The organism is Pseudomonas sp. FEN (assembly GCF_904067045.1).
GTDB lineage: Bacteria > Pseudomonadota > Gammaproteobacteria > Pseudomonadales > Pseudomonadaceae > Aquipseudomonas.
The window spans coordinates 279,905-300,730 of sequence record NZ_CAJFDC010000012.1 but is presented as its reverse complement, the minus strand read 5'-3'; the positions used below and the strand labels follow the sequence as shown (position 1 = coordinate 300,730).

At 61.5% G+C, this 20,826-nt stretch carries 22 protein-coding genes; 11 read left to right on the top strand and 11 right to left on the bottom strand.

The features are described from left to right. The first annotated feature begins 133 nt into the window (after positions 1–133). On the top strand, positions 134–988 hold the full coding sequence (locus PFEN_RS13550) for a D-hexose-6-phosphate mutarotase (protein ID WP_191487324.1): 855 nt from the start codon (positions 134–136) through the stop codon (positions 986–988). Between the two features lie 213 nt (positions 989–1,201). Here PFEN_RS13550 and PFEN_RS13545 read toward each other — a convergent pair whose 3' ends face one another. Further along, entirely contained in the window at positions 1,202–2,062 is an 861-nt protein-coding gene (locus PFEN_RS13545) for a MurR/RpiR family transcriptional regulator (protein WP_191487487.1), read from the bottom strand. A 226-nt stretch (positions 2,063–2,288) separates the two neighbouring features. Here PFEN_RS13545 and zwf point away from each other — a divergent pair, with 226 nt between their 5' ends. From zwf to PFEN_RS13530, 3 genes are read left to right on the top strand one after another with little or no spacing between them, the layout of a single operon-like run. After that, positions 2,289–3,758 (top strand): glucose-6-phosphate dehydrogenase, encoded by a 1,470-nt coding sequence (gene zwf, locus PFEN_RS13540; protein WP_191487323.1) that lies wholly within the window; start codon positions 2,289–2,291, stop codon positions 3,756–3,758. Then, complete coding sequence (gene pgl / locus PFEN_RS13535) at positions 3,745–4,458, top strand: 6-phosphogluconolactonase (RefSeq protein WP_191487322.1); 714 nt, start codon at positions 3,745–3,747, stop codon at positions 4,456–4,458. The genes zwf and pgl overlap by 14 nt, the downstream gene beginning before the upstream one ends. 17 nt (positions 4,459–4,475) lie before the next feature. Beyond that, the gene (locus PFEN_RS13530; RefSeq protein ID WP_191487321.1) at positions 4,476–5,141 is read left to right on the top strand and encodes a bifunctional 4-hydroxy-2-oxoglutarate aldolase/2-dehydro-3-deoxy-phosphogluconate aldolase; all 666 of its coding nucleotides are present in this window, start codon (positions 4,476–4,478) and stop codon (positions 5,139–5,141) included. Positions 5,142–5,281: 140 nt separating this feature from the next. Here the strand turns inward: PFEN_RS13530 and PFEN_RS13525 are convergent, their stop codons facing one another. After that, entirely contained in the window at positions 5,282–6,466 is a 1,185-nt protein-coding gene (locus PFEN_RS13525) for an aminotransferase class V-fold PLP-dependent enzyme (protein ID WP_191487320.1), read from the bottom strand. Between the two features lie 24 nt (positions 6,467–6,490). Continuing rightward, complete coding sequence (locus PFEN_RS13520) at positions 6,491–6,727, bottom strand: DUF3820 family protein (protein ID WP_191487319.1); 237 nt, start codon at positions 6,725–6,727, stop codon at positions 6,491–6,493. A 208-nt stretch (positions 6,728–6,935) separates the two neighbouring features. Here PFEN_RS13520 and PFEN_RS13515 point away from each other — a divergent pair, with 208 nt between their 5' ends. Further along, entirely contained in the window at positions 6,936–7,403 is a 468-nt protein-coding gene (locus PFEN_RS13515; protein WP_191487318.1) for a PA2169 family four-helix-bundle protein, read from the top strand. Between the two features lie 93 nt (positions 7,404–7,496). On the opposite strand, the gene PFEN_RS13510 is transcribed toward PFEN_RS13515, so the two are convergent. Continuing rightward, on the bottom strand, positions 7,497–7,967 hold the full coding sequence (locus PFEN_RS13510; protein WP_191487317.1) for a MaoC family dehydratase: 471 nt from the start codon (positions 7,965–7,967) through the stop codon (positions 7,497–7,499). Between the two features lie 72 nt (positions 7,968–8,039). Further along, positions 8,040–8,984: an alpha/beta hydrolase gene (locus tag PFEN_RS13505; protein WP_191487316.1), complete on the bottom strand. Its 945-nt coding sequence runs from the start codon at positions 8,982–8,984 to the stop codon at positions 8,040–8,042. A gap of 243 nt (positions 8,985–9,227) precedes the next feature. On the opposite strand from PFEN_RS13505, the gene fadD2 reads away from it, so the two are divergent. Together fadD2 and fadD1 are read left to right on the top strand one after the other, a co-directional pair. Continuing rightward, a complete protein-coding gene (fadD2, locus tag PFEN_RS13500) occupies positions 9,228–10,916 on the top strand; it encodes a long-chain-fatty-acid--CoA ligase FadD2 (RefSeq protein WP_191487315.1) in 1,689 nt (562 codons plus the stop codon). Positions 10,917–11,332: 416 nt separating this feature from the next. Continuing rightward, positions 11,333–13,030, top strand: coding sequence for a long-chain-fatty-acid--CoA ligase FadD1 (gene fadD1, locus PFEN_RS13495; protein WP_191487314.1), 1,698 nt, complete (start codon positions 11,333–11,335; stop codon positions 13,028–13,030). A 258-nt stretch (positions 13,031–13,288) separates the two neighbouring features. On the opposite strand, the gene PFEN_RS13490 is transcribed toward fadD1, so the two are convergent. Further along, on the bottom strand, positions 13,289–13,669 hold the full coding sequence (locus PFEN_RS13490) for a hypothetical protein (RefSeq protein WP_191487313.1): 381 nt from the start codon (positions 13,667–13,669) through the stop codon (positions 13,289–13,291). A gap of 210 nt (positions 13,670–13,879) precedes the next feature. Here PFEN_RS13490 and PFEN_RS13485 point away from each other — a divergent pair, with 210 nt between their 5' ends. The 3 genes from PFEN_RS13485 (at position 13,880) to def (ending at position 15,745) form a co-directional block, all read left to right on the top strand. After that, entirely contained in the window at positions 13,880–14,071 is a 192-nt protein-coding gene (locus tag PFEN_RS13485) for a CsbD family protein (protein WP_191487312.1), read from the top strand. Between the two features lie 187 nt (positions 14,072–14,258). After that, the gene (locus tag PFEN_RS13480) at positions 14,259–15,203 is read left to right on the top strand and encodes a YihY/virulence factor BrkB family protein (RefSeq protein WP_191487311.1); all 945 of its coding nucleotides are present in this window, start codon (positions 14,259–14,261) and stop codon (positions 15,201–15,203) included. Between the two features lie 2 nt (positions 15,204–15,205). Next, entirely contained in the window at positions 15,206–15,745 is a 540-nt protein-coding gene (gene def / locus PFEN_RS13475) for a peptide deformylase (protein ID WP_191487310.1), read from the top strand. Positions 15,746–15,767: 22 nt separating this feature from the next. Here def and PFEN_RS13470 read toward each other — a convergent pair whose 3' ends face one another. The 3 genes from PFEN_RS13470 to gstA all read right to left on the bottom strand — a co-directional run bounded on the left by PFEN_RS13470 (position 15,768) and on the right by gstA (position 18,046). After that, positions 15,768–16,604, bottom strand: a complete 837-nt coding sequence (locus tag PFEN_RS13470) for a class I SAM-dependent methyltransferase (RefSeq protein ID WP_191487309.1) — start codon at positions 16,602–16,604, stop codon at positions 15,768–15,770. Positions 16,605–16,663: 59 nt separating this feature from the next. Further along, positions 16,664–17,101: a GNAT family N-acetyltransferase gene (locus tag PFEN_RS13465; protein WP_191487308.1), complete on the bottom strand. Its 438-nt coding sequence runs from the start codon at positions 17,099–17,101 to the stop codon at positions 16,664–16,666. 339 nt (positions 17,102–17,440) lie between these two features. Then, positions 17,441–18,046, bottom strand: a complete 606-nt coding sequence (gstA, locus tag PFEN_RS13460) for a glutathione transferase GstA (RefSeq protein ID WP_191487307.1) — start codon at positions 18,044–18,046, stop codon at positions 17,441–17,443. 128 nt (positions 18,047–18,174) lie between these two features. Here gstA and PFEN_RS13455 point away from each other — a divergent pair, with 128 nt between their 5' ends. Next, positions 18,175–19,041, top strand: a complete 867-nt coding sequence (locus PFEN_RS13455; RefSeq protein WP_191487306.1) for a LysR family transcriptional regulator — start codon at positions 18,175–18,177, stop codon at positions 19,039–19,041. A gap of 252 nt (positions 19,042–19,293) precedes the next feature. Here PFEN_RS13455 and PFEN_RS13450 read toward each other — a convergent pair whose 3' ends face one another. Both PFEN_RS13450 and PFEN_RS13445 read right to left on the bottom strand, forming a co-directional pair. Then, a complete protein-coding gene (locus tag PFEN_RS13450; RefSeq protein ID WP_191487305.1) occupies positions 19,294–19,845 on the bottom strand; it encodes a hypothetical protein in 552 nt (183 codons plus the stop codon). A 169-nt stretch (positions 19,846–20,014) separates the two neighbouring features. Further along, on the bottom strand, positions 20,015–20,749 hold the full coding sequence (locus tag PFEN_RS13445; protein WP_191487304.1) for an NAD-dependent epimerase/dehydratase family protein: 735 nt from the start codon (positions 20,747–20,749) through the stop codon (positions 20,015–20,017). Positions 20,750–20,826 lie beyond the last annotated feature (77 nt).

Genomic DNA, 20,826 nt, shown 5'->3' with positions numbered 1-20,826 from the left:
ACCTGTAGGAGCAGGACTGTCGGATCGCCGCACCGCCGCGAAGGGGCCCTTGAGGCTGCCAAAAGCTTCGCGGGCAAGCACCGCTCCCACAGTCACATGGATACGGCAAAACGATTTTCAGGATTCGCGGCACATGCACGAGCAACCGCTACAACGTTTTTTCAAATCCCGGCGCGAACAGCCGACTTTCCAGTGGGAGCGCTTTCAACAGCGCGAAGTACTGGTGATCGACCATCCACTGTGCCAGGCGGTGTTCAGTCGACAGGGTGCGCAATTGCTGCATTTTCAGCCGCGGGGACAGAAGCCCTGGTTGTGGTGCGCGGCCAAGTGGCCGCAGGTCGGCGCGATTCGCGGCGGGGTACCGGTGTGCTGGCCCTGGTATGGTCGGCATCCGAGCGAAAACGCCTGGCCGTCCCATGGTTGGGCGCGGCTGATCGACTGGAAACTGCTGGAAAGCAGCAGCGATGAGAAAGGGGTCAGCTTGCACTGGCGCTTGCAGCTGTGTGACTGGCAGGTTGACCTGCATGCACGCCTGGGCGAGAGCATGGACTTGCGCCTGAGCACCGAGCATCAGGACAGCGAACCGTGCCAGTTGAGTCATGCGCTGCACGCCTATTGGCGTATTGGCGATGTCGGTGAGATAGCGCTGTCTGGGCTGGACGGGGTACAGGGCTATGACCAGTTGAATCGCCAGGCGTGCCGACAGGAAGGCGAGCTGCGGGTCGACGGAGGTTGTCAGCGGGTGTTCCAGCATGAGGGCGAGTTGCAGCTCAAGGACCACGCCTGGCAGCGCGAGCTGTGCATCGACACCGGTGACAGCGCCGACACCGTGGTCTGGCATCCGGGGCCCCGGCCGTTGCTGGGGGTGAGCTGGAGCGAAGTGATGGGCTTTGTCTGTGTCGAGGCCGCCTGTGGCGGCACCGACAGCCTGTGCCTGGCGCCCGGGGAGCGGGCGCATCTGAGTTTGCAGGCGCGGGCCAGGGTCTGAGGCCGGTGTCACGGCGAATGCGGACACTGTGGCGAGCGGGCTTGCCCGCGTTCGGCTGCGAAGCAGTCGTAAAACCTGTGATCGCGTTCTGCCTGACACAATGACGTCGCTGATTTTAGGGCCGCTTCGCAGCCCAGCGCGGGCAAGCCCGCTCGCCACAGTGTCAGCCTCAGTCTCCTCGCCGCTTAGGCTCAGTCTCCTCGCCGCATAGGCTCAGTTGAACTCGTCGCCCACCGGATAGCGGCTGGCGTTGAGGCTTTCCTTGATCTTGCGCAGGTGCGGCTGGAAGTCCACGCCTCGGCGCAGGGTCATGCCGGTGGCCAGCACGTCCAGCACCGTCAACTGGATGATCCGCGAGGTCATCGGCATGTAGATGTCGGTGTCTTCCGGCAATGGAATGTTCAGGCTCAAGGTGCTCGCCTTGGCCAGGGGCGAGCCCGCCGCCGTCAGGCCCAGCACCGAGGCGCCGTTCTCCCGGGCGATGCGCGCCACTTCCACCAGTTCCCGGGTACGCCCGGTGTAGGAAATGATCACGAACAGCTCGCCAGTGTGAGCCACCGAGGCGAGCATCCGCTGCATCAGTACATCGGCATGGGCGGTGACCGCCAGGTTGAAGCGAAAGAACTTGTGCTGGGCATCCAGGGCCACCGGCGCCGAAGCGCCCAGGCCGAAAAAGTGGATCTGCCGGGCCTGGATCAGCAGGTCGACGGCGCGGCTGATCAGGTTCGGGTCCAGGGCCTGGCAGGCGCTGTCCAGGGAGGCAATGGCGCTGCCGAAAATCTTTTGCGTATAGGCCTCGGGATTATCGTCGGCCTCCACCGCGCGGCTGACATAGGCCGCGCCGCTGGCCAGGCTCTGGGCCAACTGCAGTTTGAGTTCGGGGTAGCCACTGACACCGAACGAGCGGCAGAAGCGGTTGACCGTCGGCTCGCTGACCGAGGCCGCCTGCGCAAGGGCGGCGATGCTGAAACGGGTCGCCTGCTGCGGGTTGAGCAGGATGACTTCGGCGACTTTGCGCTCGGCCTTGTTCAGGTCTTCGAGGCGGCCCTGGATCTGCTCCAGGAGATTTCGCACGCGGTCCATTTGGTGATTCCTTGATTCGAGGCAACTTGGATTCTGCAAGGCCCGGAACAATGCCCTTGGGCAGTGCCTGGCGGTGGCCTATCCTACTGATGGCGTGTGATGACCACCACTCGGAATGATTATATTGATAAAATGTTGTGGTTATTACTACATTTTTCCTTGAGTGATGCCTCGAAAAAAGGTATTTATCGTTTAACTTGATAAAAGAACAAACATCATGCCTTCGATAACGGTTGAACCGTGCACCTTTGCCTTGTTTGGCGCTTTGGGCGACCTGGCGCTTCGCAAGCTGTTTCCTGCCTTGTATCACCTCGATGGCGCGGGCCTGTTGCATGAGGACACGCGCATCCTGGCGTTGGCGCGTGAGCCCGGCAGCAACGTCGAGCACCTGGCGACCATCGAAGAAGAATTGCGGGTCTTTGTCGAGGACCGGGAAATCGACGAAGTGGTGCTCGAGCGCTTTCTCGCGCGCCTGAGCTATCTGCACGTGGACTTCCTCAGGCCCGACGACTATGTCGCCCTGGCCGAGCAGGCCGGCACCCGTCAGTGCCTGATCGCCTACTTCGCCACGCCGGCTTCGGTTTATGGCGCGATTTGCGAGAACCTGGCCAAGGTCGGCCTGGCGGACAACACCCGGGTGGTGCTGGAAAAACCCATCGGTTCGGACCTCGAGTCGTCACGCAAGGTCAACGATGCCGTGGCGCGGTTCTTCCCGGAGAACCGCACCTATCGCATCGACCACTACCTGGGCAAGGAGACGGTACAGAACCTGATCGCCCTGCGTTTCGCCAACAGCCTGTTCGAAACCCAGTGGAACCAGAACTACATCTCCCACGTGGAAATCACCGTGGCCGAGAAGGTCGGTATCGAAGGGCGCTGGGGTTACTTCGACAAGGCCGGCCAGTTGCGCGACATGATCCAGAATCACCTGCTGCAGCTGCTCTGCCTGATCGCCATGGACCCGCCGGCGGACCTCTCGGCCGACAGCATCCGGGATGAGAAGGTCAAGGTGCTCAAGGCCCTGGCGCCGATCAGCCCGGAAGGCTTGACCACCCAGGTGGTGCGCGGCCAGTACATTGCCGGGCACAGCGAAGGCCATGCGGTGCCGGGTTACCTGGAGGAAGAAAACTCCAACACCCAGAGCGACACCGAGACCTTCGTCGCCCTGCGCGCCGATATCCGCAACTGGCGCTGGGCCGGCGTGCCGTTCTACCTGCGCACCGGCAAACGCATGCCGCAGAAGCTGTCGCAGATCGTCATCCACTTCAAGGAGCCGTCGCACTACATTTTCGCCCCCGAGCAGCGCCTGCAGATCAGCAACAAGCTGATTATCCGCCTGCAACCGGACGAAGGTATTTCGTTGCGCGTGATGACCAAGGAGCAGGGCCTGGACAAGGGCATGCAACTGCGCAGCGGGCCGCTGCAACTGAATTTCTCCGACACTTATCGCAGTGCGCGGATCCCGGACGCCTACGAGCGTCTGTTGCTGGAAGTGATGCACGGCAACCAGAACCTGTTTGTCCGCAAGGATGAGATCGAAGCCGCGTGGAAGTGGTGCGACCAGTTGATCGCCGGCTGGAAGAAGTCCGGTGATGCGCCCAAGCCGTACGCGGCGGGGTCCTGGGGACCGATGAGTTCCATTGCACTGATCACGCGGGATGGGAGGTCGTGGTATGGCGATATCTGAATTGAAACTGCCGCAAGGCGTACAGGCCCACGAGTTCCGCAGCCCGTTGCTGTTGGCCGAGGGCCAGGCACGGGCGGTTGCCGAGCAATTGCGCAATGCCATTGCCGCGCGTGGCGTGGCGACCCTGGTGGTGTCCGGTGGGCGTAGCCCGGTGGCGTTCTTCCAGAGCCTGGTGAAACAGGAGCTGGACTGGTCCCGTGTGGTCGTCAGCCTTGCCGACGAGCGTTGGGTGCCGGTGGAACACGCTGACAGTAACGCCGGCCTGCTCAAGCGCTACCTGCTCCAAGGCCCGGCGGCCAAGGCACGGTTTATCGGCTTGTACAACGCGGCGGCGAACCTGGAGGCGGCGGCGGAGCAAGCCGACCGGTTGCTCGCCGAGCTGCCGGCTATCGACGTGCTGGTGCTGGGCATGGGCGATGACGGTCACACCGCGTCGCTGTTCCCTGGCAGCCCCAACCTGGCCGCGGCCCTGCAAGTGGATGGCCACCGTCGGGTCTGGCCGATGCTGGCGCCGAGCGTGCCGCGCCAGCGCCTGAGCATGAGCCGGGCCCTGTTGGCTTCGGCGGGCTTCACCGTGCTGGCGATTTCCGGCCAGTCGAAACTCACTACCCTGAATGCCGCATTGGCCGGCGATGACCTCGCCGCCATGCCGATTCGCGCCTTCCTGCAACCTACCCTGAATATCTACTGGTGCCCATGAGTCAAGGATCCGCTGCTATGACAAAAAATGTCCCGACCGTCTCCATGGCAGACAAGGTCGTCCTGATCGATGAGCTCTGCGCCCGTGCACGGATTCTTCCGGTGATCACCATTGCCCGCGAGCAGGACGTGCTGCCGCTGGCTGACGCCCTGGCCGCCGGCGGCCTGACGGCGCTGGAGGTGACCCTGCGTTCGCAATTCGGCCTCAAGGCGATCCAGATCCTGCGCGAACAACGTCCGGAGCTGGTGACCGGTGCCGGTACCGTGCTCGATCGGCAGATGCTGGCGGCGGCGGAGGCGGCGGGCTCGCAGTTCATCGTCACCCCGGGCATCACCCGTGACCTGCTGGAAGCCAGCGTCGACAGTCCGATTCCGTTGTTGCCCGGCATCAGCAATGCCTCGGGGATCATGGAGGGTTATGCCCTGGGCTATCGTCGCTTCAAGCTGTTCCCGGCGGAAGTCAGCGGCGGCGTGGCGGCGCTCAAGGCCTTGGGCGGTCCGTTCGGCGAAGTGAAATTCTGCCCGACCGGCGGTGTCGGCCCGGCCAATATCAAGAGCTATATGGCGTTGAAGAATGTGATGTGCGTGGGTGGCAGCTGGATGCTCGATCCCGAGTGGATCAAGAATGGCGACTGGGCGCGGATCCAGGAGTGCACCGCCGAGGCGCTGGCCCTGCTGGACTGATGGCGCGTTACTGAATTCGTTGTGTGTTCTACGGCTTTACGGTGCGCTTGGTCGGCGCACCGTTTTTTTTGCCCGATGAAAAGTCTTCCGGTCCGAAGGTTGGGGTGTTTGTGCCGGCTCCTTCGCGGGCAGCGGGCCATTCAACCGCTTAATTCGCCCAGTGCCCGTACCAGCAATTTCATGTCCTGCGCCGTATTGGCCAACCCCGGGGTGACCCGGATGCAATTGCCATGGGCCGTACCGTCGCGGGTCACGGTAAACAGGTTGTACTCCGTCAGCAGCCGCTCGACCATCCGCTGCTGTTCCGGCTCATGCCGAAAGCGCAGCGAGGTGATGCCGCAATACAGCCGCGGATCGTCCGGTGTCAGCACCTCGATGCCCGGCATCCGCCGCGCTTCGCTCACCCACAGGTCGCGCAGGTAATTGAGTCGTGCGCCCTTGGCCGCCGAACCGCCCAGTGCCCGATGCTCCTCGAAGACCAGGGGCAAGGTCATCCAGGCCGGAATATTCGGTGTGCCATAAGGCGCGCGGGCGCGGATATCGCTGACGGGGTAGCGTTCCTCGCCCATGTCCGGGTCGATATCCGCCAGGCGCTTGGGATCGATATAGAGAAAGCCCAGGCTCAGGGGCGCGCCCATCCATTTCTGCAGGTTGAAACCGGCAAACGGGATGCCGAGTGCTGCAAGGTCGAAGTCGATCTGACCGAGGGCATGGGCGCCGTCCAGGATCACATCGACCCCATGTTCCCGGGCCGCGGCCGCGATGGCCTGGACCGGCATCACCAGTCCGCTGCGATGGGTGACATAGGTCAGGGCCATCAGCTTCAGTCGCGGATAACGCTCGAAAGCTTGCTGATAGGTGGCCACCAGGCTGTCGAAGCTTACCGGGCAGGGATGGCTGATCTCGATCAGCTCGACGCCGCGATTGCGCGCCAGCCAACGCATGGCGCCGAGGACGCTGGGGTATTCCTGGTCGCTGACCAGCAACTGATCGCCGGGCCGCAGGGCGTTGTAGTTGCGGATCAGCGCATGCAGGCCATCGCTGGCGCAGCGGGTCAGGGCCACGGCATCGGCCGAGGTGCCCAGCAGATCGGCCAACTGCGCGCGGATCTCCAGGCTCTCGATCATTTCGAAGCGTTGGCGCACATGCACCGAGTTGCTGCGGTTGATGAACTCGATATGGCGTTCGTATTGCGCCACGACGCTGCGGGTCATGCGGCCGAAGTAACCGTTTTCCAGGTTGATCGGGCCGGGCTCCAGGTCATAACGCGCGGCCACGGCGTGCCAGAAGTGTTCGTCGCGGGCGTGCTCTGCATTGCTTGGCATGCGTTGGTTCTCTCGACAACGAAGTCAATGGCGGGGTTTGGGCTTGCCGTGCTTGGCGCGTAGTGGGTCGAGCAGATCGGCCAGTCCGTTGTGGTCGATCTCCTGCATCAAGGCGAGCAGGCCACCGAGCTCGCCGTGGGGGAAACCCTCGCGGGCGAACCAGTTCAGGTACGGGCCGGGCAGGTCGGCGATGATCCGCCCCTTGTATTTGCCGAACGGCATCTCGCGGGTGATCAGCAGTTCGAGTTTCTCGGGATTCATGGGCGACCTTGTCTTGCGCTGTTCAAGCATCTCGGAAAATACAGGCATTCTGCATGCAGGCCAATTGACAGATCATGCAAATAACCACCATACAGATACTTGGTTTATTTTTAACTATATGAAATATAAGTAAAAAATAAACGGTCAGGGTTTGGCACGACGACTGCAGCAGTCTTCGGTGACTTTCACCACCAGAAGGAATTGAGCCATGACCAACATCAATAAAGAAGCGATATCGATTCTCAACCGTCTGATCGAAGTCAGCAAGGATGGTCAGAAAGGTTTTCAGAGCTGTGCTGATGATGTCAAGAATCCCCAGCTCAAGGCATTGTTCGTGCAACGTGCCGGCGACTGTTCGACCTCGGCGGTGGAACTGCAGGCCGAAGTGCGCAAACTGGGCGGCGATCCGGAGACTTCCACCAGCGTGGTCGGTGACTTGCACCGTCGCTGGGTGGATGTGAAGGCGCTGTTCACCGGCAAGGGTGAAGAGGCGGTACTCAACGAAGCCGAGCGCGGTGAAGACCACGCCAAGAAAGCCTACAGCGAAGCGCTGGTGAAATTGGCCAAGTACAGCAATCTGGTAGAGCTTACCGACCTGGTAAACCGCCAGTACCAGGGGGTGCTGCGCAACCACGACCAGATCAAGGCGCTGCGTAATATCGCCCGCGCCAGCTAAGTTTCGCGCGGTCACAAAAAACGCCGGTTGATCCGGCGTTTTTTCTGTTCAAGAAAATTTGCAACCAGGTCCGCTCGCGACAAGAGACCGTGATCAGCCAATGGTGATCGGCGGCGGGCTGGTCAGGGTTACCGTCTGTTGCTTGCGCGGGGCGAGGATCTCGGCCTCGCCATCGACCACCAGCTCATCGCGCTGGTTGAACACGCGGGTGGCGATGCGCACGCGGAATTTCGGCAGTTTTTCGAGGATTTCCAGGCGCACGGTCAGGGTGTCGCCGATCTTCACCGGCTTCTGGAATGTCATCTGCTGGCCCAGGTAGATGGTGCCCGGCCCAGGCAGCTCGCAGGCCACCGCCGCACTGATCAGCGCCCCGCTGAACATACCGTGGGCGATGCGCTCCTTGAACATGCTCGCCGCCGCGAACTCGGGGTCCAGGTGCACCGGGTTGTGATCGCCGGACATGGCGGCGAACAACTGGATATCCCGCTCTTCGACGGTCTTGCTGTAGCTGGCGGTCTGGCCGACTTCAAGGGTTTCGTAAGGCGTGTTGGTAACCTGGGTCATCGCAAGGGTGTCCTGTTAGGGTGTTATTTAAAATCAACTAGTTGATTTTAAAGCAAATAATTGAGCTGGCGATCATTCCGAACGCGAGGGTCGACGATGCGCCAGGGCCTGTTCCAGCCACTGGATGACATCGCGGGTGACCTCCTCGCGGTTGCTCTCGTTGAACACTTCATGCCGTGCCTGTGGGTAGACGTTCAATTGCAGGTTCTGGCTACCGGCGGCGCGCAAAGCGTTGGCCAGATCCTTGAGACGCTTGCCCTCACTGACCGGATCACATTCGCCACCGATCACCAGCAGCGGCAGGCCCGGGTCGATCTGCGTGAGGTTCTTGGCCTTGCTGATCTGCCGCAGACCGCCGAGCAGATCAATCCACAATTGATTGGTGCAACGGAAGCCGCACAGCGGGTCGTTGACGTACTTGTCCACTTCCTCCGGGTCACGGCTCAGCCAGTCGAAGGCCGTGCGGTTGGGCTTGAAGGCTTTGTTGAAGGAGCCGAACGACAGCCAGTCGATCAGCGCGCTGCGCCCCGTGGCACCCTGGCGCCAGCGTTCGAAGCGGGCAATTGCGCCGGCCGCGCGGTACAGCGCCACCGGTTGGAAATTCGAGCCGCTGAGGATCGCGCCCTGCAAGCTGGCGCTATGGTGCAGCAGGTAGGCCTGGGCGATGTAGCTGCCCATGCTGTGGCCCAGCAGGATGACGGGCACGCCGGGGTGCTGTTCGCCGATGCGCTGGTTGAGGCTGGCCAGGTCACTGACCACCGCACACCAGCCGTCCTGGTCGGCATAGTGCCCGAGCACGCCGTGTTCGGCGCTCTTGCCGTGGCCGCGCTGATCGATGGCGTATAACCCATAGCCGGCACGGCACAGGGCCTCGGCCAGGCGCGCATAGCGGCCGCTGTGCTCGGCCATGCCGTGGGACAGCATGACCAGGGCTTTTGGTGGGCCGTCCGGCAACCAGCAATTGACGTACAGGCGGCTGTGGTCGCTCACGGTCAGCCAGAAGGTGTCATGGATCATGGCGGTTCCTTTGCACGGGGACGAAACGGACATCGGGCGGGGCACGCTGTCGTTCCATTGTATAGCGCATCCTCGCGCGGGAAGCAGACCCTGCCGCGCATTGGCAGCAAGATTCATGATGTTAATGACTGTGTCCGGCATATTTGCCTGATCTCCGTTAACTGCTAACGTCCGCTAAGCACCGCTTTTTTCGCCTTGGCGCACAGGCGGCCCCGCAGAGGCTCAGGTAAGAGGACAAAAACAATGCAACCTGATTTCTGGAATGACAAACGCCCAGCCGGCGTACCCCTGGACATCGACCAGGGCGCCTACAAGTCGGTGATCGAGGTGTTCGAGCGTTCCTGCAAGAAGTTCGCCGATCGTCCGGCCTTCAGCAACATGGGGGTGACCCTGACCTACGCCGAGCTTGAGCGCTACAGCGCGGCGTTCGCCGGTTACCTGCAAAGCAACACCGACTTGCAGCCGGGGGACCGCATCGCGGTGCAATTGCCCAACGTCCTGCATTATCCGATTGCCGTGTTCGGCGCGTTGCGCGCCGGGCTGATCGTGGTCAACACCAATCCGCTGTACACCGTTCGCGAGATGCGTCACCAGTTCAAGGACTCCGGTGCCCGCGCGTTGGTGTACTTGAATCTGTTCGGCCAGCGGGTCCAGGAAGTGCTGCCCGATACGAAGATCGAGTACCTGATCGAAGCGAAGATGGGCGACCTGATGCCCGCCGCCAAGGGTTGGCTGACCAACCTGGTGGTGGACAAGCTGAAGAAACTGGTGCCCGCCTACGACCTGCCCCAGGCGACCTCGTTCAAGAGTGCCTTGCGCCTGGGCCGGGGGCATGCGATCCGCCCATTGACCGCCAGCCTCGAGGATATCGCGGTGTTGCAATACACCGGTGGCACCACCGGGCTGGCCAAGGGCGCGATGCTGACCCATGGCAACCTGGTGGCGAACATGCAGCAGGCCCGCGCCTGCCTGTCCCAGCCGGGCCCCGACGGCCAGCCGTTGCTCAAGGAAGGCCAGGAAGTAATGATCGCGCCGTTGCCGCTGTACCACATCTATGCCTTCACCGCGAACTGCATGTGCATGATGGTGACCGGCAACCACAACGTGTTGATCAGCAACCCACGGGACATTGGCGGCTTTATCAAGGAGCTGAAGAACTGGCGCTTTTCCGCGTTGCTGGGGCTCAATACCCTGTTCGTGGCGTTGATGGAGCATCCTGATTTCAAGACCCTGGATTTTTCCAACCTGAAGCTCACCAACTCCGGCGGTACCGCGTTGGTCAAGGCCACCGCCGAGCGCTGGCAGAAGCTCACCGGCTGTCGCATCACCGAAGGTTACGGGTTGACCGAGACCTCGCCGATCGCCTGCACCAATCCCTATGGCGACAAGGGCCGGCTTGGCACGGTCGGCCTTCCGGTGCCTGGTACCACCTTGAAAGTCATTGACGATAACGGTGTCGAGCAGGCGCTGGGGGAGCGCGGCGAGCTGTGCATCAAGGGGCCGCAGGTCATGAAGGGGTACTGGCAGCAGACCGAGGCCACGGAGCAGGTGCTGGACGCCGAGGGTTGGTTCAAGACTGGCGATATCGCGGTGATCGACCCGGACGGCTTCGTGCACATCGTCGATCGCAAGAAGGACATGATCATCGTCTCCGGTTTCAATGTGTATCCCAATGAAATCGAAGACGTGGTGATGGCCCATCCGAAGGTCGCCAATTGCGCGGTGATCGGTGTGCCGGACGAGCGTTCCGGCGAGGCGGTGAAGCTGTTCGTGGTGGCGCGGGACTCGGGGGTCAGCCTCGAAGAGCTGAAGGCCTACTGCAAGGAAAACTTTACCGGCTACAAGGTACCCAAGCACATCGTGCTGCGTGATTCGCTGCCGATGACGGCGGTGGGCAAGATCCTGCGGCGGGAGTTGCGCGATATCGCCTAGGCGGCAACAGGTGCGGCGTCACTGACCGAAGGCCTCTTCGCGGGCAAGCTCCGCTCCCACATTGGAATGTTGTCGTACCGTTATTTCGAGTACGACCCCCCATCTAATGTGGGAGCGGAGCTTGGTCCTGGCGGCGTTCCGACGAAGCTTTTTTGCCTTGAGACCCTTGATCTAGAGCGAAAACAAAACAAATAGAATTTTTGCTCTAAAAGTGACCGCTGGTATTTCTTGAGTCATCTTTATGACCATAAGGGCCGCGTTTGGCTCTAGGCGACCCTCGGCAAAGCTGCTACTCTCGGCGCGCTTTGTGACTTCTCGGCGTAAATTGAAGCCGGACTCACCCAATAAAAAACACAGATAAATAATAATCGCATCAAATGCGGTGCTGAATTCGCGTTGCTGAGGAGTAGGCTTCCATGATCGAAGACTTTTGGAAGGATAAGTACCCGGCTGGGATTGCTGCCGAGATCAATCCTGACGAGTACCCGAATGTTCAGACGGTATTGAAGCAGTCTTGCCAACGATTCGCCAGCAAGCCGGCCTTCAGCAACCTCGGCAAGACACTCACCTATGGTGAGCTGTATGAACTGTCGGGTGCCTTTGCCGCTTACCTGCAACAGCACACCGACCTGCAACCGGGCGATCGTATCGCCGTGCAGTTGCCGAACGTGCTGCAATACCCGGTCGCGGTCTTCGGGGCTATTCGCGCCGGGCTGATCGTGGTCAACACCAACCCGCTGTACACCGCGCGGGAAATGGAGCACCAGTTCAACGACTCTGGCGCCAAGGCCCTGGTCTGCCTGGCGAACATGGCGCACCTGGCCGAAACCGTGCTGCCCAAGACTGGGGTCAAGCACGTGATCGTCACCGAAGTCGCCGACCTGTTGCCGCCGCTCAAGCGCCTGCTGATCAACAGTGTCATCAAGTACGTGAAGAAGATGGTCCCGGCCTATCACCTGCCCAAGGCCGTCAAGTTCAACGACGTGCTGAGCAAGGGCCGTGGCCAGTCGGTCAAGGAAGCCAACCCGTCCAGCGGCGATGTCGCCGTGTTGCAATACACCGGCGGCACCACGGGCGTGGCCAAGGGCGCGATGCTGACCCACCGCAACCTGGTGGCGAACATGCTGCAGTGCAAGGCGCTGATGGGCTCGAACCTCAATGAGGGGTGCGAGATCGTCATTACCCCGCTGCCGCTTTACCATATCTATGCCTTCACCTTTCATTGCATGGCGATGATGTTGATCGGCAACCACAATATCCTGATCAGCAACCCGCGGGACTTGCCGGCGATGGTCAAGGAACTGTCGAAGTGGAAGTTCAGCGGCTTTGTCGGCCTGAACACCCTGTTCGTCGCGCTGTGCAACAACGAGGGGTTCCGCAAGCTGGACTTCTCCGCGCTCAAGGTCACCCTGTCCGGCGGCATGGCCCTGCAACTGGCTGCGGCCGAACGTTGGAAGGCGGTCACCGGCTGTGCCATCTGCGAAGGTTATGGCATGACCGAAACCAGTCCGGTGGCGACGGTGAATCCGAGCCAGAGCATCCAGATCGGCACCATCGGTATTCCGGTGCCTTCGACCCTGTGCAAGGTGGTCAACGATGCCGGGGAAGAACAGGCCCTGGGCGAGATCGGCGAGTTGTGCATCAAGGGCCCGCAGGTGATGAAGGGCTACTGGCAGCGCCAGGACGCCACCGACGAGATCCTCGACAGCGAAGGCTGGTTGAAGACCGGCGATATCGCGATCATCCAGCCGGATGGCTACATGCGGATTGTCGACCGCAAGAAGGACATGATCCTGGTGTCGGGTTTCAACGTCTACCCGAACGAACTGGAGGACGTGCTGGCGACCTTGCCGGGCGTGCTGCAATGCGCGGCCATCGGTGTGCCGGACGAGAGGTCCGGGGAAGTGATCAAGATCTTCATCGTCGCCAAGCCGGGCGTGACCCTGACCAAGGAACAGGTGATGGAACACATGCGCGCCAATGTCACCGGCTACAAGGTGCCCAAGTTCGTCGAATTCCGCGATGCGTTGCCGACCACCAACGTCGGCAAGATCCTGCGCCGCGAGCTGCGCGATGCGGAGCTGCAGAAGCTGGGCCTGAAGAAAATCGCCTGAGCCGCTGAAACGACAAAGCCCCGCCATGCGGGGCTTTGTCGTTTATAAAGGTCTGATTTTCGCAAAATCCGTGGTGAGTTCGAATGTCACTCAGTTACTGACAATCTCAAGTCTGACCGAGATTTGTGGCGAGCGGGCTTGCCCGCGCTGGGGCGCGAAGCGCCCCTGAAATCAGTGACCTCATGGTGGCGGGTAGAACGCGCTCAAAGGTTTTACGACGGCTTCGCAGTCAAACGCGGGCAAGCCCGCTCGCCACATTCAGGGCTGCTGGAACTGTGCGAAGTCCACGCCGGTGCCGGCCGGGCGCACGTCCTTGAGGAACGAGTCCTTGTCGGCGCTCAGTTCCAGGCTCAGGGTCGGTCGGCGTTTGCCGGCGTTGCGCACTACCAGGCCTTCCATTTTTTCGCGCAGGAACGCCGTCGTTACCTTCAGGTGCAGCAACTGGTCGGTGCTCGGCGTGTGCAGCAATAGATGCACCCATTCGTACTGGCCGATCGCCAGGCGAGCCACCGGGATATCGAACCACCAGATGTTCTTGTTGCGGTTCAGTTCGGTGAAATGACAGTTGTTGATGCCCAGCACCGCGCCGCCCAGTTCCTGGTTGCGGCGGGCGATGGCCTGCTTTTTATCGAGTTTCATGACTTTCCTACCGTTATCGATCTTCAGCGCCACAGCCTGAATCTGGCGCGCATTCTCAGGGGTTGGCGGGCAAACATAAAGCCCAACCTGAGTTCTTCGATAAAAAGCCGCACGTAAACGCGATCTGAAAAAAAATGAAACTCCGCGCGCAGGCCCCGGGTCCACCATATGTCGAGACATGACACCGGCATTTCTTATTGGAGAAATATCATGAGCAGCACCAGCGATAAAATCAAAGGCACGGCGAACGAAGCGGTGGGTAACGTCAAGCAAGCCGTCGGCAAGGCCACCGGCAACAACCAGTTGCGCGCCGAAGGCAAGGCCCAGGAACTCAAGGGGGAAGTACAGAAGGCGGTAGGCAAAACCAAGGATGCGATCAAGAAAGGCGTCGACCGAGCCTGACCCTGGGGGAATGGATACAGCGGCCATCCTCCGGATGGCCGTTTTCGCGTGGCGGCTACACTGGTCAAGATCGAGAAATGCTTTGAGGGTCGCCAACGGCGCTGCTTTGCGATAGAAAGACCGTTGTTGGACAACCCTTTTGAGTCGCCTTGACTCGCTACCTTTATTTGCGGCGAAAGGAGACGCTATGATTTTCCCCGAGTTGCGCGACCTGCCCCTGCACCGCGTGATGATGCGCACGATCACTGAATTCGTCGCCGACGAAATGTCGACCTATGCCTCGGCATTGGCCTACCAGATGCTGTTTTCGCTGTTTCCCTTCCTGTTGTTCCTGATCGCCCTGATCGGTTTCCTGCACCTGCCGGATTTTTTCACCTGGCTGCGCATGCAATCGGAGCTGGTGTTGCCGCCCCAGGCACTGGACCAGGTCAACCCGGTGATCGACCAGTTGCAGCAATCCAAGGGCGGCCTGCTTTCGGTGGGTATCGTCATTGCCCTGTGGACCGCCTCGGCCGGCGTGCGGCTGATGATGAGCGCGATGAACGCCGCCTACGACGTGGTCGAGGAGCGACCGATCTGGAAGCGCTTCCCGCTGTCGATCTTCTATACCGTTGGCATCGCCGTCATGCTGCTGGCCGCCGCCGCGCTGATGGTGCTCGGGCCGCAGGTGATGAGCTGGCTGGCGGGGCAGATCGGCATGGAGGAGTACGTCGTCACCCTCTGGACCTGGCTGCGTTGGCCGGTGGTGGTCCTGCTGCTGATGTTCGCCGTGGCCTTGATGTACTACGTGATGCCGGACGTGAAGCAGAAATTCCGCTTTATCACCCCGGGCTCCGTGCTGGCGGTGGTGGTCTGGATCGTCGCCTCCCTGGGTTTTGGCTATTACGTGAAAACCTTCGCCGATTACAATGCGATGTATGGCAGTATCGGCGCGATCATTGTGCTGCTGCTGTACTTCTATATCTCCGCGGCGGTGCTGTTGCTGGGGGCGGAAATGAATGCGGTGATCGATCACATGTCGTCCGAAGGCAAGCATCCTGGCGAAAAGGGCTTCCACGAGCACGACAACACCATGCCTGTTTCCGGGCTGGGGCGGGACCATTCCCTCAAACCGACTACTGATGAAGCCTGATCATGATTCGTGAAATCCTGAAAATGGGCGATGAGCGCCTGCTGCGCATTGCCCCGCCGGTACCGGCGGAACTGTTCAATAGCCAGGAGTTGTGGGACCTGATCGACGATATGTTCCAGACCATGGAGCACGTCGGTGGCGTCGGTTTGGCCGCGCCGCAGATCGGCGTCGACCTGCAACTGGTGATCTTCGGTTTCGAGCACAGCGAGCGCTACCCGGACGCCGAGGCGGTGCCGCAGACCATCCTCATCAACCCGCTGATCACGCCCCTGGGGCCGGAATTGGAAGAAGGCTGGGAAGGCTGCCTCTCGGTGCCGGGCCTGCGTGGCGCGGTGCAGCGCTATTCGCGGATCCGCTACGAAGGCTTCACGCCCAATGGCGAACCGCTGGTGCGGTTCGCCGAGGGCTTCCACGCCCGCGTGGTGCAGCATGAATGCGACCACCTGATCGGGCGCCTGTACCCGTCGCGGATCAGCGACTTCAGTAAATTCGGTTTCACCGAGGTGCTGTTCCCCGACCTGGATCCGGCGACGGACGACTGAGCGCCGAGGCGCCCCGCCGTTGTTATTCGGCCGCCACCTTGCCGGGTTTGACGAAACGCAGGGTCAGGCGGTCTGATTCACCGATGGCGACATACTTGGCTCGGTCCTGGTCACCCAGTTTCAGCGATGGCGGCAGGGTCCAGACGCCACCAGGGTAGTCTTTGGTGTCCTTGGGATTGGCGTTGATTTCGCTTTGCCCTTCCAGGGTAAACCCAGCATCGGTGGCCAGTTTCACCACATAGGCGGTGGGCAGATAGCCGCTTTGCTTGATGCTGGTCAGGTCGGCGCCGTCCTTGGCCCGGTGATCCACCACACCGAGCACGCCGCCTGGTTTCAGTACCTTGAAGAAGGCGCTGAACATCGCCGGGGCGTCATCGGCCATGACCCAGTTGTGCACATTGCGGAAGGTCAGTACCCGATCGGCCGAACCGGGCTTGCCGAACACGGGTGCCTGGGGATCGAACTCGACCACGCCGGCCTTGGCGTAGTGGCTCGGGTCCTTGGCGAATTTCTGCTTCAGGTTGTGGGCCGAGCGCTTGGCGAACTCACTGGTCGTGGGTGCTTGCACGGCGGCGATGTAGTGCCCGTGGTCCTTGAGCAGCGGTGCGAGTACCTCGCTGTACCAGCCAGCGCCGGGGGTGATCTCGATCACCGTCTGGTTGGCCTGCAAGCCGAAGAACTGCAAGGTCTGCCGGGGATGGCGGTAGCCGTCGCGGACACTGTTTTCCGGCGCCCGCCACGGTCCTGCCAGGACCTTGGCGTATTGCGCATCGGTGATGGCGCTGCTGGCGGTGGCGGCCTGGCCGGCGAGGGGGGCGAGAAGGGCGGTCAAGGATAAAGCCACGAGCGTGCGTTTCATGATCATCCTGGTAAAAACGGGTGTGGGTTCGAGGCTAGCACGGGCAAATGCACCGCCCATCACACATTTTGCGCAGTCGACCTCACCAACGGTTCTATACCCAGGGCGATCATCGGTTTGCTGCGCGAGTAGCGGGCCAGGCGCTCTGCCAGTGGCTGCGGCAGGGCCGGGTCGTTGTGGAAGCCCTGGCGTTCATAGAAGCCGCGCAGGTCGGGATGGCAGAACAGCCAGACCGGGCCATTGCAGTCGCCGAGGGCCTGTTGCAACAACTGCGCGGCAATGCCCTGGCCGCGCCGTGGCGGGGCGACGAACAGTCCGGTGAGCCAATGTCCCTGGGCAACGGGTGTCAGCGAGAGGCCACCGATGATCTCCCCTTGCCGGACCACCCACAGTTGTCCGTCGCTGGCTGCACGCATCGGCGAATTGTGCGCGCGGTAGAACTTGTTCAGCAGCGGTCGCAGTGTTTCCGGCAATCGTGCGTAGTCGGGAGAGGGCATGGAATTCATCACTGGAGGGGGCTGGCGCGGGATTATAAGAGAGCCGAAGTGGCCGGATGGGTGTATACCTGAGTCTACATCCACTTGGAGTACGTATCATGAGCAAGGGCATGGATTCAAAGAAAGCCGCCAAGAAGAAACCCGCCAAGAGCGCCGACGAAAAGCGTGCGGCCAAGAAAGCCAAGAAGGTGGATGTGTTCGGTCATTGAGGATTTTGCCGCACGCGCTGCCGCCTGCTCTTACGCGATGGCCGCTCGCCCCTCGACGCGTCGTTGGCGCGCCGCTCTGGTGAAGGAAAGGGCAGCGGTGCCTGCAAGGTGCTGCGTGAAGGTCAGGACCTCAGGCCACTCGTTCCGCCGCCAACGCGGCAATCACTGCCGGACGCTGATCGATGCGCGCCATGAAACGTTCCAGTGCTGGCCACGGCCCCAGGTCCAGGTCAAGGAAGGCGGTCCAGCGCAGCACGCTGAACAGGTAGGCGTCGGCCACGCTGAAGTATTCGCCCAGCAAGTAGTCCTGCTGTTCCAGGGTGTTGCTCAGCAGGGCGAATCGTTTGTACAACTTGTCCCGGAAAATCGCTTTCACCTCATCCGGTATTGCACGGTTGAACAACGGTCCCATCCCGCCGTGCACCTCGCCGGAGATGAAATTCAGCATTTCCTGCAGACGCGAGCGTTCCCAACTGCCATTGGCTGGCGCCAGCCCGACCTCGGGCTTGAGGTCGGCGAGAAACTGCACGATGGCCGCGCCTTCGCTGAGCACCCGGCCATCGTCCAACTGCAGCGCCGCCACATAACCCTTGGGATTGATCTTGAGAAAGTCCTCACCGTGTTCGGTGATTTTGCTCTGGTTGTCGACCCGTACCAGTTCGAAGGGCAGGCCCAGTTCACGCAGGACGATATGCGGGGACAGCGAGCAGGTGTTTGGGACGTAGTACAGCTTCATGACAATGAGACTCCCTGGGTAAGAACTGTGTTCGGCCTTGACGGCCTTGGCCAGTGGCAGTGTCGTATTCAACCCTGACCTGGGTAAAATTAATCATTCAGAAAGTATCCATAAGGTCAGCTACTCCCATGATGAATCTGCTGCATTGGCGCCTGCTGGTGGCGGTGCTGGATACCGGCACCCTGACCCGCGCCGCCGAACGGGTTGGAATGACGCAATCGGCAGCCAGCCAGGCGCTGGCGGCGATGGAGCAGACGCTAGGCGTCCAGTTGTTCACTCGCCACGCCCGCCAGTCATTACCCACCGCCATCGGCATACGGGTACTCGAACAGGCGCGAGTGATGCTCGCCGCCCTGGAAACCATCCGTGAGCAGGTCGACAGCGACAAGGGATTGGTGGGGGGCAGTATTCGCCTGGCGAGTTTCCCCATGGTCCTGAGCACCTTGCTGCCACCGTTGCTGCGTCAATTCCGCCAGCGTCATCCCGGTATCGAGGTGGTGGCGCTGGAAGTCAGCGACCATGAGGTGCAAAGCATGCTCGCCAATGACACCGTGGATGTCGGCGTGGTACTCAACCCCGATGTGAAGTGCGGTGCCCTGGAGCTGGGGCGTGATACCTGGGTGGCGGTGGTCCCCATCGGTCACCGCCTGGCCGCCAGGGGGGTCGATGGCCACGTGAGCCTGGCCGAGCTGGTCGCCGAACCCTTTGTGCTGGCGACCGGCGGTTGCACGGTCAATGCCCGCAGCATCGCCGCGGAAATCGGTCTGTCGCTTCAGGACATACGGGTCGAGGTCCGCGAGTGGAACAGCGCCTATGCCCTGGTGCGGGAAAACCTCGGCGTGACACTGGTCCCCGAACTGGCCCTGCCCGGCGAGCGCAAAGGCTTGCGGGTACTGCGCCTGGAGGTGACGATCGAGCGGCGTTTCGGCTTGCTCGCGTCAGCGGCGGGGGCTCGTTCGGCGGCGGTGCGGGCCTTGTTCGAGATGTTGCGCTGAGCCAACGCTTGTTGTCAGCTGCCGGCGGGTCGGTGATGGGCGTCAATGCTGACGCGGCAAGCCGGCCCACAATTCCCGCGTCAAACAGATAGCCGGCATACGACGGAGTACCTGTGGGAGCGGTGCTTGTCGGATCGCCGCACCGCCGCGAAGCTTTTGCCGCTGTTGAGGGCCTCTTCGCGGCGGTCCGGCGTTCCGGTAAATCCGGCTGCCACAGGGTTGCGCGGTTTGTCGGGGCCCCTACCGATCGGTTTACTTCGTGGCCAGAAAGGCCCCGGCAACCTGCTGGTCGACAGGGTTGGCCTTGTTGTCCGCGGTCTGCGCATTGAACTCTTGCTTGATGCGTTCGGCGATCTGGTCTTCGATGCCTTTCTGTTTTTCCGGCGACAGGCTTTTCAGGCTGTCCTCGGTCAGTCCCTGTTCCTTGAGCAGTTGCTCACGGATGCGCTGGGCCACCGGCTTGCTCATGTAGTCCTTGAATTCCTTCGTCGCACCGCTGTCGTTGCTCGCCACGGCGGCGGGGGCGGTGCGGGTCGTCGGTGCCGTGGCGGTCAGGGTCGCCGGGAGCGCGACCGTCGGTACCGCGGCCTGCAGATGCACGCGGGTCTTGGCAAAGGCCGCATTGACGTTGTCGGCGATCTGGTCGGCGGCGTTCTGCGTGCCGGGTGCGGTAGTGGCGGTGGCGGCCGCCTGGGCATTCTGGATAAAGCCGCTGGACAGCGCGTTGGCGGCGGCGGTAGTCGGATCCAGGTCCGCGCGATGGCTGGGCTGGATCACTGGGGTCTGACGGGCATTGACCAACATGGGATAAACACCTGAGTGTGAGTACAAGGCCAATGCGAGCAATTTGTATGCCTGTTGGTACAAGTCCAGGTTTATCAAGGCCTGGTGGATACAAACCGGGCAAAAACGCCGCGGCAAGCGGAGGGGCCTTGCCGCATTGATTGCCGCTCCCGGCAGTGCGCTTCCGGCTTCAGTGAAGCGGCAGCCCGAACTCCCGGGAGGCATCGTCCATGGGGTGATAACCCAGTACCCGGATGGTCTCGCTCAGGTCCAGGCGCTTGTAGCGGTTGTTGGAGATCCCGTAGGCCACCAGGTGCTGCACGCCTTCGACCTCGATCGCCCGTTGCAACAACTGCACGGCGTCGCGCGGGCTGAGCCAGGTGCTCAGGTCCGGCGTGCCGCGCAGGTCGTGATCGTCGGGGAACTTGAAGGCGCCGATGCGCAAGACAATGCAGGATAGCCCGCGCTGGGCCGAGTAAAACGCACAGAGCGCTTCGCCGTAGCATTTGCTCACGCCGAATAAATTGACCGGCATTACCGGCATGCCCGGGGTGATCTGCCGGTCCACCGGATAACCCTCGATGGCCTGGGCGCTGCTGGCGAACACCACGCGCTTGCATCGTGCGTTCGCGGCCGCCTCCAGCAGGTAAGTGGTGGCGAGGATATTGTTCGGCAGCAGTTCTTCGAAGGATGAATCGGCAAAAGGAATACCCGCCAGGTGCACCACCACCTCGATACCATCGACCAGGGCCGTCAACTCTTCCTTGTCGGCCATGTCCAGGCGGATGAAGCGGTGCTCGCCAATGGCAAAGTCCGGTTGATGGCGATCGGCGAGGACAAAATCGTAGCGGTGTTGCATGGCCTGGAAAAACGTCTTGCCGATGCGACCGCAGGCACCGGTCAGCAATACCTTGAGTGGGTTCATTCCGACTTCCGTATAATTTTTATGACTATCAAATGAATTGCCCGTGACACTTCAAGGTAGACCATGGCCATCAGTCT